Origin of the sequence: Streptomyces lienomycini (genome assembly GCF_027947595.1) — a bacterium.
Lineage (GTDB): Bacteria > Actinomycetota > Actinomycetes > Streptomycetales > Streptomycetaceae > Streptomyces > Streptomyces lienomycini.
In genome coordinates, this window is sequence record NZ_CP116257.1 from 7,328,780 (window position 1) to 7,343,359 (window position 14,580).

At 74.1% G+C, this 14,580-nt stretch carries 12 protein-coding genes and 1 pseudogene; 4 read left to right on the forward strand and 9 right to left on the reverse strand.

All coding sequences use genetic code 11. From position 1 onward, the window contains the following. Window positions 1-2: 2 nt before the first annotated feature. Both BJ961_RS33350 and BJ961_RS33355 read right to left on the reverse strand, forming a co-directional pair. On the reverse strand, window positions 3-851 hold the full coding sequence (locus BJ961_RS33350) for a hypothetical protein (RefSeq protein ID WP_271416486.1): 849 nt from the start codon (window positions 849-851) through the stop codon (window positions 3-5). Between the two features lie 62 nt (window positions 852-913). After that, on the reverse strand, window positions 914-2,230 hold the full coding sequence (locus tag BJ961_RS33355) for an MFS transporter (RefSeq protein WP_271416487.1): 1,317 nt from the start codon (window positions 2,228-2,230) through the stop codon (window positions 914-916). Window positions 2,231-2,301: 71 nt separating this feature from the next. On the opposite strand from BJ961_RS33355, the gene BJ961_RS33360 reads away from it, so the two are divergent. Continuing rightward, window positions 2,302-3,300, forward strand: a complete 999-nt coding sequence (locus BJ961_RS33360; protein ID WP_271416488.1) for a GlxA family transcriptional regulator — start codon at window positions 2,302-2,304, stop codon at window positions 3,298-3,300. A 306-nt stretch (window positions 3,301-3,606) separates the two neighbouring features. Here BJ961_RS33360 and BJ961_RS33365 read toward each other — a convergent pair whose 3' ends face one another. The 3 genes from BJ961_RS33365 to BJ961_RS33375 form a co-directional block, all read right to left on the reverse strand. Further along, window positions 3,607-4,083, reverse strand: coding sequence for an ATP-binding protein (locus BJ961_RS33365; RefSeq protein ID WP_271416489.1), 477 nt, complete (start codon window positions 4,081-4,083; stop codon window positions 3,607-3,609). Between the two features lie 487 nt (window positions 4,084-4,570). Continuing rightward, entirely contained in the window at window positions 4,571-5,083 is a 513-nt protein-coding gene (locus tag BJ961_RS33370; protein ID WP_271416490.1) for an EF-hand domain-containing protein, read from the reverse strand. A gap of 101 nt (window positions 5,084-5,184) precedes the next feature. Further along, window positions 5,185-5,565 (reverse strand): STAS domain-containing protein, encoded by a 381-nt coding sequence (locus BJ961_RS33375; RefSeq protein WP_271416491.1) that lies wholly within the window; start codon window positions 5,563-5,565, stop codon window positions 5,185-5,187. A 390-nt stretch (window positions 5,566-5,955) separates the two neighbouring features. Here BJ961_RS33375 and BJ961_RS33380 point away from each other — a divergent pair, with 390 nt between their 5' ends. After that, on the forward strand, window positions 5,956-6,543 hold the full coding sequence (locus tag BJ961_RS33380) for a sigma-70 family RNA polymerase sigma factor (protein ID WP_271416492.1): 588 nt from the start codon (window positions 5,956-5,958) through the stop codon (window positions 6,541-6,543). Continuing rightward, window positions 6,540-7,856, forward strand: a complete 1,317-nt coding sequence (locus tag BJ961_RS33385) for a zf-HC2 domain-containing protein (protein WP_271416493.1) — start codon at window positions 6,540-6,542, stop codon at window positions 7,854-7,856. Before BJ961_RS33380 ends, BJ961_RS33385 begins: the two co-directional genes overlap by 4 nt. Before the next feature lie 101 nt (window positions 7,857-7,957). Here BJ961_RS33385 and purU read toward each other — a convergent pair whose 3' ends face one another. Both purU and BJ961_RS33395 read right to left on the reverse strand, forming a co-directional pair. Continuing rightward, window positions 7,958-8,851, reverse strand: coding sequence for a formyltetrahydrofolate deformylase (purU, locus tag BJ961_RS33390; protein ID WP_271416494.1), 894 nt, complete (start codon window positions 8,849-8,851; stop codon window positions 7,958-7,960). Between the two features lie 47 nt (window positions 8,852-8,898). Continuing rightward, window positions 8,899-9,345, reverse strand: coding sequence for an SCO4402 family protein (locus tag BJ961_RS33395; RefSeq protein WP_271416495.1), 447 nt, complete (start codon window positions 9,343-9,345; stop codon window positions 8,899-8,901). 170 nt (window positions 9,346-9,515) lie between these two features. Between BJ961_RS33395 and BJ961_RS33400 the strand changes: the two genes are divergently transcribed. Further along, window positions 9,516-10,832 carry an ABC transporter substrate-binding protein gene (locus BJ961_RS33400; RefSeq protein ID WP_271416496.1) on the forward strand — a complete coding sequence of 439 codons (1,317 nt, stop codon included), beginning with the start codon at window positions 9,516-9,518 and terminating at the stop codon, window positions 10,830-10,832. Window positions 10,833-10,986: 154 nt separating this feature from the next. Here the strand turns inward: BJ961_RS33400 and BJ961_RS33405 are convergent. Then, window positions 10,987-12,673: pseudogene (locus BJ961_RS33405) on the reverse strand (hypothetical protein). Between the two features lie 268 nt (window positions 12,674-12,941). Beyond that, on the reverse strand, window positions 12,942-14,327 hold the full coding sequence (locus tag BJ961_RS33410) for a tetratricopeptide repeat protein (RefSeq protein WP_271416498.1): 1,386 nt from the start codon (window positions 14,325-14,327) through the stop codon (window positions 12,942-12,944). Window positions 14,328-14,580: the final 253 nt, after the last annotated feature.

Below are 14,580 nucleotides of genomic sequence, written 5' to 3' on the forward strand. Positions count from 1 at the left end.
CCTCAGCGCCGGGTGAGGACGCGCAGGTCACCGGAGTCGGGGTCGCCGAGCAGCACGAAGAGTTCCGGGTCCTGTTCGGTGCCGCCGACCGTCCAGTACGTTTCCCCGCCGCACTCGCCGTCGGGGCGCAGGAGGACGGCGTCGCGGTCGGTGTTCAGGAACTCGTTGTCCCGTTCGAGCGTCCACGTGCCGGTCCCGTCGCACACGGAGAAGTCACCCTCCTCGCCGGCACCCCGTCGGGCCGGCAGGCGGGTCAGCTCGGCCCGTCCGGCCGGGTTCAGCCGCAGCAGGCTCCCGTGCGCGCCGTGCCAGTCCCCGGCGAGCTGGCCGGCGGCCATCCGAGGGGGCTCGTAGTCGTCGGTCAGGGCCGCCGCCGGTATGCCGCACCCGACGAAGAGGACGAAGCTCGCGACCGCCGAACCGAGCCAGACCCTCCGCCCTCTCCACGGCCGTCCGCGCAGGCGGTCGAGGACCAGCACCGGCAGGACACCGACCCCGGCGAACCACGGGAGGGTGTCGCCGAGCGGCCACCCCCACAGCAGGCGTCCCAGCACCGACCAGCCGGCGCCGATCAGTACGGAGACGCCCAGGTGCCAGGCCCACTCCGGGCCCCGGAGGGCGCCGGGCCGCAGGCCGGCCAGGGCCGCCGCGGGTGTGATCTGCAAGGTCGCGTGCACGAGCCCGAGCAGTGGCAGAACCACCGGCACGCAGCAGATGCCCAGGTAGGCGCCGCCCGGGTACCCGTAGTCGTCCCCGCCCGCCTCCAGGGCGAGCCACCACGCCAGCCACACCAGCGGCAGCTGTCCCGCGCACAGCGCGGCCGCCCTGTTCCATTCGTCGTTCGGCCGCACGGGCCGCCGGCCACCGGGATTCCCCGTCTCCCCCCACCCCATGCCCGCACCCTACGACCCGCTCAAACCGCCCCCGCCACCGGAGCCGGCCGCCGCCGGATCACCAGTGCCATCAGCGCCGCCGCCGCGCACAGGGCGCCGGAGGCGACCCAGACCACGTCGTACGAGCCGAAGCGGTCGCGGGCGAGGCCGCCGAGGAAGGCGACGAGGGCGGCGCCCACCTGGTGGGAGGCGAGGACCCAGCCGAAGACGATCGCGCTGTCGTCGCCGTAGTGCTCGCGGCACAGGGCGAGGGTGGGCGGGACGGTGGCGACCCAGTCGAGGCCGTAGAAGACGATGAAGAAGATCATCGGCGGATGGACGCTCGGCGCGAGCAGCATGGGGAGGAAGAGGAGGGAGACGCCGCGCAGCGCGTAGTACACGGCGAGCAGGCGGCGGGGTTCGAAGCGGTCGGTGAACCAGCCGGAGGCGATCGTGCCGGCCACGTCGAACACCCCGATGACGGCGAGCAGCGAGGCCGCGGCGGTGATCGGCATGCCGTGGTCGTGGGCGGCGGGCACGAAGTGGGTCTGGATCAGGCCGTTGGTGGAGGCCCCGCAGATCGCGAAGGTGCCGGCCAGCAGCCAGAAGGGGCCGGTGCGGACGGCGGAGGCAAGGACCGTCAGGGCGCGGCGGGCGGCGCCGGGCACGGGGGCGGGCTTGGGCACGAACTCCTCGGCGCCGTACGGCTTCTGGCCGACGTCGGCCGGGTGGTCGTGCAGGAGGAGCCAGACGAAGGGGACGACGGCGAGGGCGGCGAGGGCGACGGTGACGGCCGCCGGGCGCCAGTCGTACGTCTCGACGATCCAGGACAGCAGCGGCAGGAAGATCAGCTGGCCCGAGGCTGAGGCGGCGGTGAGGACGCCGGTGACCAGGCCGCGCCGTTCGGTGAACCAGCGGTTGGTGACGGTGGCGGCGAAGGCCAGGGCCATCGAGCCGGAGCCGAGGCCGACCAGCAGGCCCCAGCAGAGGATGAGCTGCCAGGCGGAGTCCATCCACACGGTCAGGCCGGAGCCGACCGCGATCACCAGCAGGGCCACGGCGACCACCCGCCGGATGCCGAAGCGGTCCATGAGCGCGGCGGCGAAGGGGGCGGTCAGGCCGTAGAGGGCGAGGTTGACGGAGACGGCGGCGCCGATCGTGCCGCGGGACCAGCCGAACTCCTGGTGCAGCGGGTCGATGAGGATGCCGGGCAGGGAGCGGAAGGCGGCGGCCCCGATGATCGTCACGAAGGTGACGGCGGCGACCCACCAGGCGCGGTGGACGCGGGTGCGGCGGCTCGGTCGGATGTCCTCCGGCCGGCCCACGGGGGAGGCGGCGGCGTCGGTTGTCTGGGTCACGTCATTGAGTCTCGGCAGCGGACCCCGGCCGATCGAGTGGCCGGTAGGACATCGTTCGCTAGGATCGGGCCATGACCTCCGACCGCCCGCACCGCGTCGTCGTCCTGGCCCTCGACGGCCTGCTCCCCTTCGAACTGGGCATCGCGCAGCGCATCTTCGGCCTCGCCCGCGACGAGGACAGGCGCCCGCTGTACGAGGTGGTCACCTGCTCGGTCCGGCCGCCTGGCCCGGTCGACACCGACGCCGACTTCGCGATCCTGGTCGGCAACGGCCCCGAGGCGCTGGCCACCGCCGACACGGTCGTGGTCCCCGCCTCCTACGAACTGGGCCCGGTCTACGAGGAGGGCGTGCTGACCGGGGAGCTGGCCGCCGCGCTGGACCGTGTGCGGCCGGGCACCCGGCTCGTCGCGATCTGCACGGGCGGGTTCGTGCTGGCCGCCGCCGGATACCTGGACGGCCGGCCGGCGACCACGCACTGGGCCTCCGCCGAGCACTTCCAGCGGCTGTTCCCGAAGGTGCGGGTGGACGCCGACGTGCTGTTCGTCGACGACGGCGACGTGCTCACCTCGGCCGGGGTGGCGGCGGGGATCGACCTGTGCGTGCACATCGTGCGCCGGGACCACGGCACCGCCGTGGCCAACGAGGTGGCCCGCCGCACGGTCGTACCGCCCCACCGGGACGGCGGGCAGGCGCAGTACATCGAGCGGCCGGTGCCCGATCCGCAGCAGTCCTCCACGACGGGCGCCCGCGCCTGGGCGCTCGGCCGCCTGCACGAGCCGATCCAGTTGCGGGACATGGCCGCCCAGGAGTCGATGTCGGTACGGACGTTCACCCGCCGCTTCCGCGAGGAGGTCGGCGTGAGTCCGGGACAGTGGCTGACCCGGCAGCGCGTCGAGCGGGCCCGGCACCTGCTGGAGTCCACCGCCCTGTCCGTGGACCAGGTGGCCCACGACGCGGGGTTCGGCACGGCCCAGTCGATGCGGCAGCATCTGCAGGCGGCGCTCGGGGTCACGCCGACCGGGTACCGGCGGACCTTCCGCGCGGAGTTGTCCACAGCCTGTGGAGAATGAGCGGGGACCGACCCCGGACTCGTCGGCCGGCGGCGCGGCGCTGTCCGCCCCGAGCACGGCATCGCGCGCCACCGGCCCACTCCGGCGCTCCCGCCCGGTTCCCGTCGCCCCCGGGGGAACCGCCGCCGACACGACCCACGCTCGCCGAGGGCCCCGTCACCGGGCCCTCGTCGTCCCCTCGCGGCGAATCGTTGACCACAAGCGTGAGGAAACGGTCACGATCCGTCAACCGGCGAGGGGCGCTTCGTCACCTGCGTCCCGTTTCACCGCCCACGCGCACGGAAGCACGCCCCGGCGCACCGGCGGTCACACCGCTTCGTAGGCCCAGCCCTCGTACGCCGCCGCGCCGCCGCCGCTCCCGCGGGCCGGGGCGGCGTCCTCGCCCGCGGCACAGCGGTCCAGTTCGCACCAGATGCGCTTGCCGGTGCCTTCCCGGCTCCAGCCCCAGCGGTCGGCGAGGCCGTCCACGAGGGCGAGGCCCCGGCCGCCCGTCGCCTCGCCGTCCAGGCAACGGGGCACGGGGGCACGGTCGCTGGCGTCGTCGACCTCGAGGCGGACGGTGGCCTCCTTCGCGTCCGCGCTCGCCGCTCCCGGCAGCACCAGCCGCAGTACGGCCGAACGGCCGGTGTGCACCACGGCGTTGGTGACCAGCTCGGAGACGAGCAGGACCAGCGTCTCGGCGAGTGGTTCGTCGGCCCGTATCCCCGACCCGGCGAGCCGCGAACGCGCCCAGCGCCGGGCACGCCCCACTTCCGAGGGGTCTGGACGGACCTCCAGCTGCACTTGAAGCACCTGCACCGCTCACACCATCCGAACCGGCGGACACCGAGGCTCGCGCCTCATGAGGGCCACGATCGTAGCCATTACCAGCAGGGCCGGAGCAACGACCGGGGAAGGGATCACGGAACGTGAATCCCTTACGGGACAGCATGGTTGACGGACAGTCACGTCAACAAGCGCTTCGGGCATATTCCAGCGCGAAGGAGTACCCGTGCGGCATACTGTGCGACGCTCGTTCCGAGCAGTCGAACAGGCGGCGGCCGACGGGCGTTGTGCCCTGCGGGGCAAGGCGCCCACCGTCGGTTCCGGAGCCGCCCCAGGGGCAACTCCGGCACGGTTGGCGCTCAGGACCACTCGCATCCCCCACAAGGTACCGGAGTGTGGCACCGACTCCGGGCCGTGACGGGTCACGCGGCGGACACGACCCGGTATCGACGCTCCGTGACACCACTGCGCCACGATCCGCGACATGGGCCGGGCGGTCGGGGCGCTACTCGGGCACGGTGAAGTAGCGGGCGAAGGCCGGGACGATCTCCGCCTCCCCCACCTTGCCGTCGCCGTCCGCGTCGAGGGCGGCGGCGACCGGACGGGCCAGCTCCTCGGGCACGCCGAACGCGGTCAGCGCCCGCACGGTGTCCGCGACCGTGGCCGTCCCGTCACCGTCGGTGGCGGCCACGTCCAGGGCGGCGTGCAGGAAGGGCCGGGCGATCTCGGCGAAGCGTTCCGGCTTGTCCCGCAGCCGCTTGACCGCGCCGGTGACGAACTCCTCGCGGGTGATGCGCTGGTCGCCGTCCCGGTCGGCGATGCCCGCCAGGCCCTGCCAGAGCGCCTCCGCACCGCCGTACAGGGCCTGCCCCCGGTCGGAGCGGGCGGCGACGCCGAACTCGGCGAGCAGCGCCTTGGCCGCCCCGCTGAAGTCGGAACGGTCGATGTGACCGTTGCCGTCCTGGTCGAAGGTGGTGAACCGCGCGGCGATCCTGCGCTCGTACTCGCTGTTGACCATGGCTCTCTCCGGCCGCCTCACGTCGGTGTCGGGTACGTCCCGCCCGGAGCGTACGTCGCCGCGCGCGGCCGCGTGCCGGAGTTGCCGCGTCGTGACGCCGCCTACGCGGACAGGGGCCGCGGCTCGTCGCCGGTCGCCGAGGCGAGGTCGGCGTGGCAGTCGAAGAGCCGGCGCACTCCCAGCGCGCCGAGGACGCGGTTGACGTGGGAGCCGTCGACGGCGCCCTGCGCGGGCAGTATCAGGCGCAGCCTGCCCTGGCAGGAGCGGATGAGCCGCCGGGAGGCGATGAGTACGCCGACCCCGCTGGAATCGCAGAACAGCACCTCGGAGAGGTCCAGGACGAGGCTGTGCCGCCCCTCGGCCACCTCGTCGTGCACGCGCTGCCGCAGCACCGGTGACGACACCAGGTCCAGTTCGCCCGACACCTGGAGCACGGCCCACTGGCCCCGCTCGCCGCCGGTCACGTTGAACGTCACCACCATGCCCTTCATCCGTCGGTACGTCTCTGCTGCTCGGGGTTCCTCTTGATTCGTCTTGGTTCGCCCGATACGGAAGCCGTGCTTACGCTTCTTGGGCGCGCGCCTGCCCACCGGCCGTTCCCGCAAACTCCGGAGCGGAAACGGAGACCGATCAGAAGAGGCTTGATTCAGACAGTTTCAATCCTGTTCGATCCACCTGAATCCATCTCGATCGAATTCGGTCGCACGGTAGAGGGTAGTGGAGGCACATATCACCTCCGGACGGTCGGGGGCGCGCATTGACACAAAGGGGCGTGCGCTGTCGGACGTGCCGACTACATTCGGGGAGGAGACGGCCGCAGGCTGGACACCGGCCGGGACGGGCAGGGACGGAGCGGGGGGTGGAGGGGCCGCATGGCGAAGAGGGACGCGCCGCTGCGCTGGGACCGCAAGATGCAGCAGCGGCTCGCACGCGGCGAGGCCGCGGCCCTGGGCGAGCTGTACGACCGGTTCGCCTCGCTGGTGCACGGGCTGGCGCACCGCGTGCTCGACGACGAGCGGGCCGCCGACCGCATCACGCGGGATGTCTTCGCGCACGTCTGGGAGCATCCCGACACCTACGACCCCCGGCAGGGCCCGCTGCGCACCTGGGTCGCCGCGCTCACCCACCGGTTCGCCGTGCAGCGACTGCGTGCCACCGAGACGGCGGCCCTCGTCCGGGGCGGGCCGGGCACCGCGGAGGAGCTGGAGACCAAGGTGCGTCGCGCCTCGGTCGCCGCCCGCGCCGACTACATCGTCCAGTCCATGCCGGCGCCGCTGCGCGCCGCCCTGGAGCTGGCCTACTTCCAGCGCCGCGACTACCGCCAGACCGCCGCCGACCTCGGCGTCACCGAGGACGAGGCCCGCCGCCGCCTCCGGCTGGGCCTCCAGCTCCTGGCCACCGCCCGCGACGCCTCCCCGCACACCCCCGGGGCACCGCCCGGATACGGGGGTGCGGCATGAAGGCGTACGACGAGAACGACGGGAACGGGGAGAACGGGGAGGAAGACGACGGCACGGGTGCCGCCGCCGGGTCCGGCACCGGATCCGCCGGCGCCGGCGTCGGCGGCGGCGGCGGTGTGCCGGGGGCTCCCGGCGCGGCGCGCATACCGTTGCCCCGTGCCTCCGTCGAGGACGGCGGACGGACCCTGCCCGAGGTGGCCGCGGTGGCGCTGGAGCACCAGGTGCTGACGTCGCTGCTCGGGGCCTGGGCGCTGGCCGCCTGCTCGGCGCAGGAGGCGGCGGCCGTCGAGGAGCACCTCGGGGAGTGCGACGCCTGCGCCGAGGAGGCGCTGCGCCTGCGCGAGGCCGTCACGCTGCTCCAGCGCCCGGAGAGCCTCGATCTGGACCCCGCCCTGCGCACCCGCGTCCTGGACGGATGCCTGGAGCGGCGCCCGCCCCGCATCCCGGTGCCCCGGTGGGCGGCCCCGTACGACGCCGAGACCGCGCGGCTGGACGCGCTGCTCCAGGACTTCGGGGACGCCGAGTGGCACGCGCCGGTCCGGCTGCGCTGGTTCGAGGCGGACAGCGAGGCGAGCCGCCGCACCACCGTCGCCGGGGTCATCGCGCACCTGCTGACGGTCGACGGGACCGTCGCGGTCTCCCTGGGCCTCGCCGACCCGCTGGGCGACATCACCACGCCCAGCCGGGCACCGGCCGCCCGTACGGAGGCGTACTGGCGGGCCTCGCACCGCCCGCCGACCCGGGCGGTGCGGGCGCCCTGGCGGGCGCAGAGCCACGGCATCGTCCGCACGGCCTCGTTCACCGGGGAGACGGGCGGGATGCCGGTCCCGTACGGCGACTTCGAGCTGCCGCTGCGCGACGCCATGCTGGACCGGGCGTTCGAGTGCTGGGTGCACGCGGAGGACATCGCCGACGCGGTGGACTATCCGTACGCGCCGCCCTCCGCGCGGCATCTCAACAGCATGATCGACCTCGCGGCACGGCTGCTGCCGGGCGCCCTGGCGGCCCGCCGCCGGGCCGGTCTGGCCGCACCCGGCGGACGCCCGCACCTGGTCACCGCGGGTGAACCGGGGCGCAGCCTGCGGCTGGAGATCGAGGGCTCCGGCGGCGGCGAGTGGCTCATCCCGCTCGACTCCCCGGGTGCGGTGGGCTCCGCCGATCACGAGGTGGCGCATGTCGCCCTGGACGGCGTGGAGTTCTGCCGCCTGGCCGCGGGCCACGTGCCTCCGGCGGAAGCGGCGGCGGGGCAGGTCGGGGACCGGGAGGCGATCCGGGACGTGCTGTTCGCCGCGGCGGGCTTGAGCCGGATGTAGGGGCGGGTCGCGGTTTCGTCGGCGGCTGCGGGTGCTCGGTGACCGCGCGGGCAACCACACACCACCCGCAGCCGCCGGCGAACCGGCGCCCTCCGAGCCCGCTAGGCGAAGACCACCGTCCGGCGGCCGTTCAGGAGAATCCTGCGCTCCGCGTGCCACTTCACGGCCCGCGCCAGCGCCTGGCACTCCACGTCCCGCCCGATCGCCACCAACTGGTCCGGCGTGACGTCGTGGCCGACCCGCTCGACCTCCTGCTCGATGATCGGCCCCTCGTCGAGGTCGGCCGTCACGTAGTGCGCGGTCGCGCCGATCAGCTTCACGCCCCGCGCGTGCGCCTGGTGGTACGGCTTCGCGCCCTTGAAGCTCGGCAGGAAGGAGTGGTGGATGTTGATGATCCGGCCGCTGAGCCGCTTGCACAGGTCGTCGGAGAGGACCTGCATGTAGCGGGCCAGCACGACGAGTTCCACGTCCTGCTCGCGCACGATCTCCAGGAGCCGCGCCTCGGCCTCCGCCTTGGTGTCCCTCGTCACGGGGATGTGGTGGAAGGGGATGTCGTACGACCCCACCAGTTCCGCGAAGTCCGTGTGGTTGGACACCACGGCCGCGATCTCCACGGGCAGCGCGCCGGTCCGGGCCCGGAAGAGGAGGTCGTTCAGGCAGTGCCCGAACTTGCTGACCATCAGCACGATGCGCGTCTTCTCGTCGGCCCGGTTGATCCGCCAGTCCATGTGGAAGGCGTCACCGATCGCGGTGAAGCTGGCGCGCAGCTTGTCCACCGTCACCGGCTCGTCGGCCGAGAAGTGGACGCGCATGAAGAACAGTCCCGTGTCGTGGTCGCCGAACTGCTGGCTGTCCTCGATGTTGCAGCCCGTCATGAACAGGTAGCTGGAGACGGCGTGCACGATGCCCTGCTTGTCCGGGCAGGACAGGGTGAGGACGTACTGGTCGGCCGGGGCGCCGGCCGACGGGACGGCGGCGGAGGACTGCTCGTTCATGCAGCACAGGTTCCCATATCCGGCCCCCCGGCCCGAGTGCCGTCCCGTCAGGCGGACCGGGTCAGGATCTGCAGCACCTCCAGCGTGCGCGGCTCCGCCTCCGGATCCTCGCCGTCGCTGGTGGCCAGCCGTACGTGCGCGTCGCGGGCCGCCCGCACCGCCTCCGGCCAGTCCGCGTGCTCCAGGTACGCGGTCACCGGGGCGTCCGGCCCCGCCTGGTGCATGATCCGCAGGACCCGCAGCACGGCGGTGTCCACGAGCGCCGCCTCCTGCGAGTCGCGGAAGACCGTGCCCACGTACTTCTCGGCCGACCAGTGGTCCAGCCAGGTGTCCTCCACCAGGCGGTACACGGCGTCGGTGACGTCCCCGTAGCCGTCGACGCCGGCCAGCCAGACGTCCCGCTGGAAGGCGGGGGAGGAGAGCATGTGCAGCGCGGAGCGCACCTGGCTGCGCCAGCGCCACCACGGCATGTCGTTGAGTGGCATGCCGCCCATGGTGGAGGAGCGACGGCCGCGACGGGAAGAGTTCTCCGAACCTTGCACGGTCGTCGATCCTACGTTCCTTCCCCCCGGGCCCGGCCGGCGCCCGCTGTTCACCTCGGCGTCACCACGTGTTGACCGCGGGTCACGCCCGGGTTGGCCGGGTGAGGGAATCGTGCGGGGACATGACCGGCAGGCGACCCATCCGCAGCACTCTCCCCGGCGGCCTCCGCGGCCGTTCCCGGGCCACCCGCTCCGGCGCCCTGTCCGCGGGCGCGCTGGTGGCGTGCGCGTCGCTCGCCGCCGGCTGCGGGGTCGTCCCCGGTACCGCGGGGGGTTCCGGGGACGGCCCGATCACCGTCATGACCTGGGCGCCGCAGGACACCGGCGCGACCAACAAACCCGGCATGCCCGCGCTCGCCCGGGCCTACGCCCGCTGGATCAACGCCCAGGGCGGTCTCGGCGGGCGCGAGCTGAACGTCCTGACCTGCAACGACCACAACGACGCCGTGACCGCCGCGAAGTGCGCCCGCCGTGCCGTCAAGGAGGGCGCGGTCGCCGTCGTGGGCTCCTACAGCCAGTACGCCGACTCCTTCATGCCGGTGCTGGAGGGGGCCGGCATCCCGTACATCGGCGGCTACGGCATCACCAACGCGGAGTTCACCAGTCCGCTGTCCTACCCGGTCAACGGGGGCCAGCCGGCGCTGCTGGCGGGCCTGGGCGGCGCGCTCGCCGACTCCTGCGGGCCGGTCGCCCTGGTGCGGCCGGACACGATCGCGGGCGACCAGCTGCCCGCACTGCTGGACTCGGGGCTGATCTCGGGCGGGCACGAGCCGGCCCGCGACCAGCGGGCGGCGGAGGACGCCACCGAGTACGACGGCCAGGCCGGGCGGGCGCTGCGGCGGGCGAGCGCCGACCCGGCGGAACCGGGGTGCGTGGTGCCCGTCCTCGGGGACCGCACCGGCACCTTCATGGACTCCTTCCGGCGGGCCCGCGAGGACCACCCCGACGTGCGGACCGCGACCGTGCTCGGCAGCGTCGACCAGACCACGGTCAACGCGAGCGGCGGGGCGTCCGGCCCCTACGAGGGGGCGTACGTCACCGGCTGGTACCCGGCGGTGAGCGACTCGGCCTGGGCCGGGATGAAGAAGGTGGTCAAGGAGCAGGCGTTCGGCGACAACGACGTCGACGCCGCGGACGCCGGCGTGCAGACGACCTGGATCGCGTACACGGTCCTCCAGGCCGTCGTCGGGTCGCTCGGCGACGGCGAGGTGAGCGCCGGCACCGTCCGACGCGCCCTCGACGGCGGCCTGGAGATCGACACGGGCGGGCTCACGCCGCCCCTGAGGTGGACGTTCGCGGACAAGCTGGCCTCGGTCGGCTTCCCCCGCCTGGTCAACGCGGACGTCACCCTCCAGGTCGTGCGGGAGGGGCGCCTGGTCTCGGCCCGCGAGGGCGCCGTGGACACCACTCGCACCCTGCAGGACGCGGACGTGGCCTGAACGGGCCACGCCCGGCCCTCACGGCCGGGTGGACCGGCGCTCGGACCGGCCGCCACGGCCGGGTGGACCGGCGCTCGGTCAGGCCGTCACAGCTGGGTGGACCGGCGCTCGGTCAGGCCGTCACAGCTGGGTGGACCGGCGCTCGGTCAGGCCGTCACAGCTGGGTGGGCTGGCGCTCGGTCAGGCCGTACTGCTTGGCGATGGCGTTCCAGAGCCCGGCGGCCTTGGCCTTCTCCTTGCTGGCCGTGCCGCTCTCCCGGTTGGCCGCCTTGGGCTGGGTGGCGGCCTGGCCCTTCTTGCAGCCCTTCTTGCCGGCCGTCTTGTCGGCCCAGGCCGCGTAGTGGTTGTCGGCCGCCGCCGAGGCCTGCCACGCCTTGGTGAGGGCGGCGGTCAGCTCGGCGTGCTGGGGCAGCTTGTCCACCGACAGCTTCGAGAGGCTCGAGACCAGCCCGCTGCGCTGCTTGGCGGCCTCGCGCAGGTCCTTGGCCGCCTGGGGCAGGTTGTCGCACTTCTTCACGTCGCCCACGGCGTTGATCACCGTGGACCTGCCGGTGCCGCTCTCGGCGAGCAGCTTGTCCAGCTCGACGGCCTGCTGGCGGACCGAGTCCACGGAGGGCGAGGCGGGGGCCGAGGCGGACTCGGAGACGGGGGCCGTGGCGGACACCGTCTGGTTGCCGCCCTTGTCCTCGTCGCCTCCCCCGCCGGACATCATCGCGCCGGCGCCCACCCCGACGACGGCGATGCCGACGCCCACGGCCGCCAGGACCGGCAGGCGCGAGCCGGTACGCCCGCCCCGGCCGCCCCGTCCGTCGCCGTCGCCGCCGCGCCGCCTGCCGCCACCGGCACCGCCGCCTGCGCCGGGTCCCTGCGGTGCGTACATGTGCTGGTCGGCGGCGTGCGGGGGCTGCGGCTCCTCGAAGCGGGGCATCTGCTGGGTGGCCGAGGCCGGGCCGTCGGCGCCGGGGGCGCCGCGGAAGAGGTTGTCGAACTCGGCGGGCGGCTGACGGCCCTCGTCGCCGCCGGGCGCGGCACCGAACGGGGCGGGGCCGCCGGGCACGGGCGCGATGTACTGCGTGGCCTCGGCGTCGGGGTGGGGCGCCGGGGGCGCGGGCGGGTGCGCGTGCTGCGCGGGGTACTGCGGCTGCGGCGCCTGGCCGAGGTACTGCGTCGACTCGGCGGCGTGCGGCTGCGCGGGTCTCTCCGGGGGCAGCGCTCCCGGCCCCGCGGGCGGTATGTGCGGTATGTACTGGGTGGCGCCCTCGTCCGCGGCGGTCCCGACCGGCGGCAGGTACTGGGTGGCGCCGTCGGCGGTGGGCGGCAGCGGCACGGCGGCCCCGCCGTGCTGATGCTGCTGGTACTGCTGGTGCTGCTGGTTGGAGTGCTGCTGCGGGTACTGCTGATGGGGCTGCTGCTGGTGCTGTTCGTACTGGTTCTGGTGCTGCCCGTACGGCGGCTGCGCACCGTAGGCCCGGTCGTCGGCGGGCGCCCCGTACGACGGTGGCCGCGCGTCCTCCGGCGGCAGCGGGCCGGGGCCGGCTGGGGGCGGCAGGGCGCCGGGGACCTGGGTCTGGACCGGGTCACCCTGCGCGGGCGGCCAGGCGTGCGGCGCGGACGGCGGGACGGCCGGCCGGGCGGTCTCCGCGGCCCCCACGGCTGGGCGTCGGGCGACGCGGGCCAGCCCTGGCCGGGGGCGGGCTCTGCTGCTGCTCGGGGCCCCAGGGGCGGTCCCAGGCCTGCGCGCCGGGCGGCGCCGACGCGGGCGCGGGGCCACCGGCCTGCGGGGCGACCGGGCCGCCGGCCAGGCCGGGCAGCAAGGGCTCGCCACCGTCCGAGGGCAGCACGATGCCTTCGCGCGCTTGCCGCGCCGAGGGCTCCTCGCCCTGTCCACTCTGCGTCACCGGGACTCCTACGAATGGGGGACCTTCGGAATCGTCGGCTCACGCTACCGGGTCCCCGGAGCCGACTGCCACGCCGCATGGGGCGTCGACTCCTTCCCTGTGACGGCAGTAACAAAACCGGGCCGCGGCACGCTGTTGATGTTCCCTCCCGCTCACCGCGCCGTCGCACCAGGCGTGTTCACGCGTGTTCGGCGTCCGCGACCCGTCCGTCTCACGCCGCGGCCTGGAGGTCGAGCCGGGCACCGAACTCCCTGACCACCGCCTCCTCCCGGTACGGCTCGAGCCGGGCCTGGAAGTCGTCCAGGTACTCGGCGCCCCGGTTCGAGCGCAGCGTCCGCAGGAGTTCCACGGCCCGCGTCGCCGTGGAGCAGGCCTGCTCGATCTCGCGCTGCTGCACCTGCGCCGTGGCCAGGAGCACATGGCCGATGGCCCGCCTGCGCGCCCGCGACTCCGGGTGCCCGTCGAGTGCCTGTCGCGCGTACCGCGCGGCCGCGTCGGCCTGCCCGAGGTCCCGGTGGCAGTGCGCCAACTCGTCGGCGAGGTAGGCCCCGTCGAAGTGCGCGATCCACACCGGGTCGTCCCCGGCGGCCGGATCGGCCGCCTCCATCGCGCCGACCGCCCGCCCGGCCGCCTCGTGGGCCGCCCGTACGTCGCCGAGGAGCGCGTGGCCGCGGGCCTCGGCCGCGTGGAACATCGCCTCCGCGCGCGGCGTCACCCGCCCGCGTGCGCCCTCCTGCGCCGCCCGCGCCAACTGGGCGATCTCACGCGGGTTCCCGAGCTGTGCGGCGAGGTGGCTCATGGACGCGGCCAGCACGTACCCGCCGTACCCGCGGTCACCGGCCGCCTGCGCGAGGCGCAGCGACTGGATGTAGTACCGCTGGGCGAGGCCCGGTTGGCCGGTGTCGACGGCCATGTATCCGGCCAGTTCGGTCAACCGGGCGACCGCGGCGAACAGTTCCCGGCCGACCGCCTCCCGGTAGGAGCCCGCGAGCAGCCCCGAGACGACGCTGTTCAGGTAGTGCACGAGGACCGGGCGCACGTGCCCGCTGCCGTACTGGTGGTCGAGGTCCACCAGCGCCTGGGTCATCGCGCGCACGGCCGCCACGTCGGACTGGCCCACCCGCGGCCCCGCCGAGCGCGACACCTGCGAGTCCGGGGCGGAGATCAGCCAGTCCCGGCTGGGTTCGACCAGCGCGGAGGCGGCGACGGACGAACCGGACAGGAAGTCCCTGCGCCCCACGTCACTGCGCCACAGCTCGCAGACCTGCTCGATGGCCCCCAGTACCGTCGGCGAGAACTGGAGGCCGACGCCCGACGCGAGGTTCTTGCCGTTGGCCATGCCGATCTCGTCGATCGTGACCGTGCGGCCGAGCTTGCGGCCGAGCGCCTCGGCGATGATCGCCGGTGCCCGGCCCCGCGGTTGCTGTCCGCGCAGCCAGCGGGCCACCGAGGTCTTGTCGTACCGGAGGTCGAGACCGTGCTCGACCCCGCACACGTTGACCCGGCGGGCGAGGCCCGCGTTCGAGCAGCCCGCTTCCTGAATGAGCGCCTGCAGTCGTTCGTTCGGCTGCCGCGCGACGAGAGGCCTTGCGGCCATGGCGTAACCCCCATGCGGTCTCTTGCGGTCTCGATGCTGTCCCGGCGGATCGCGGGACGAAGCGGATCCGGCCGTGAAGATCAATGCCCAGTCGATGTGCCGACAATGCGAGACTTGCGATGCTTGCGTGAAGAGCGAGACTTGCGAGGATTGCTGAGAGGACGGCCGGGGCCGGCCCCAGACGTGGCTACCCAGCTCCCGCGCTGAATCCTCCTGCGCGCCCCCGGGTATGCACCCATGCGCCCCGAATGCG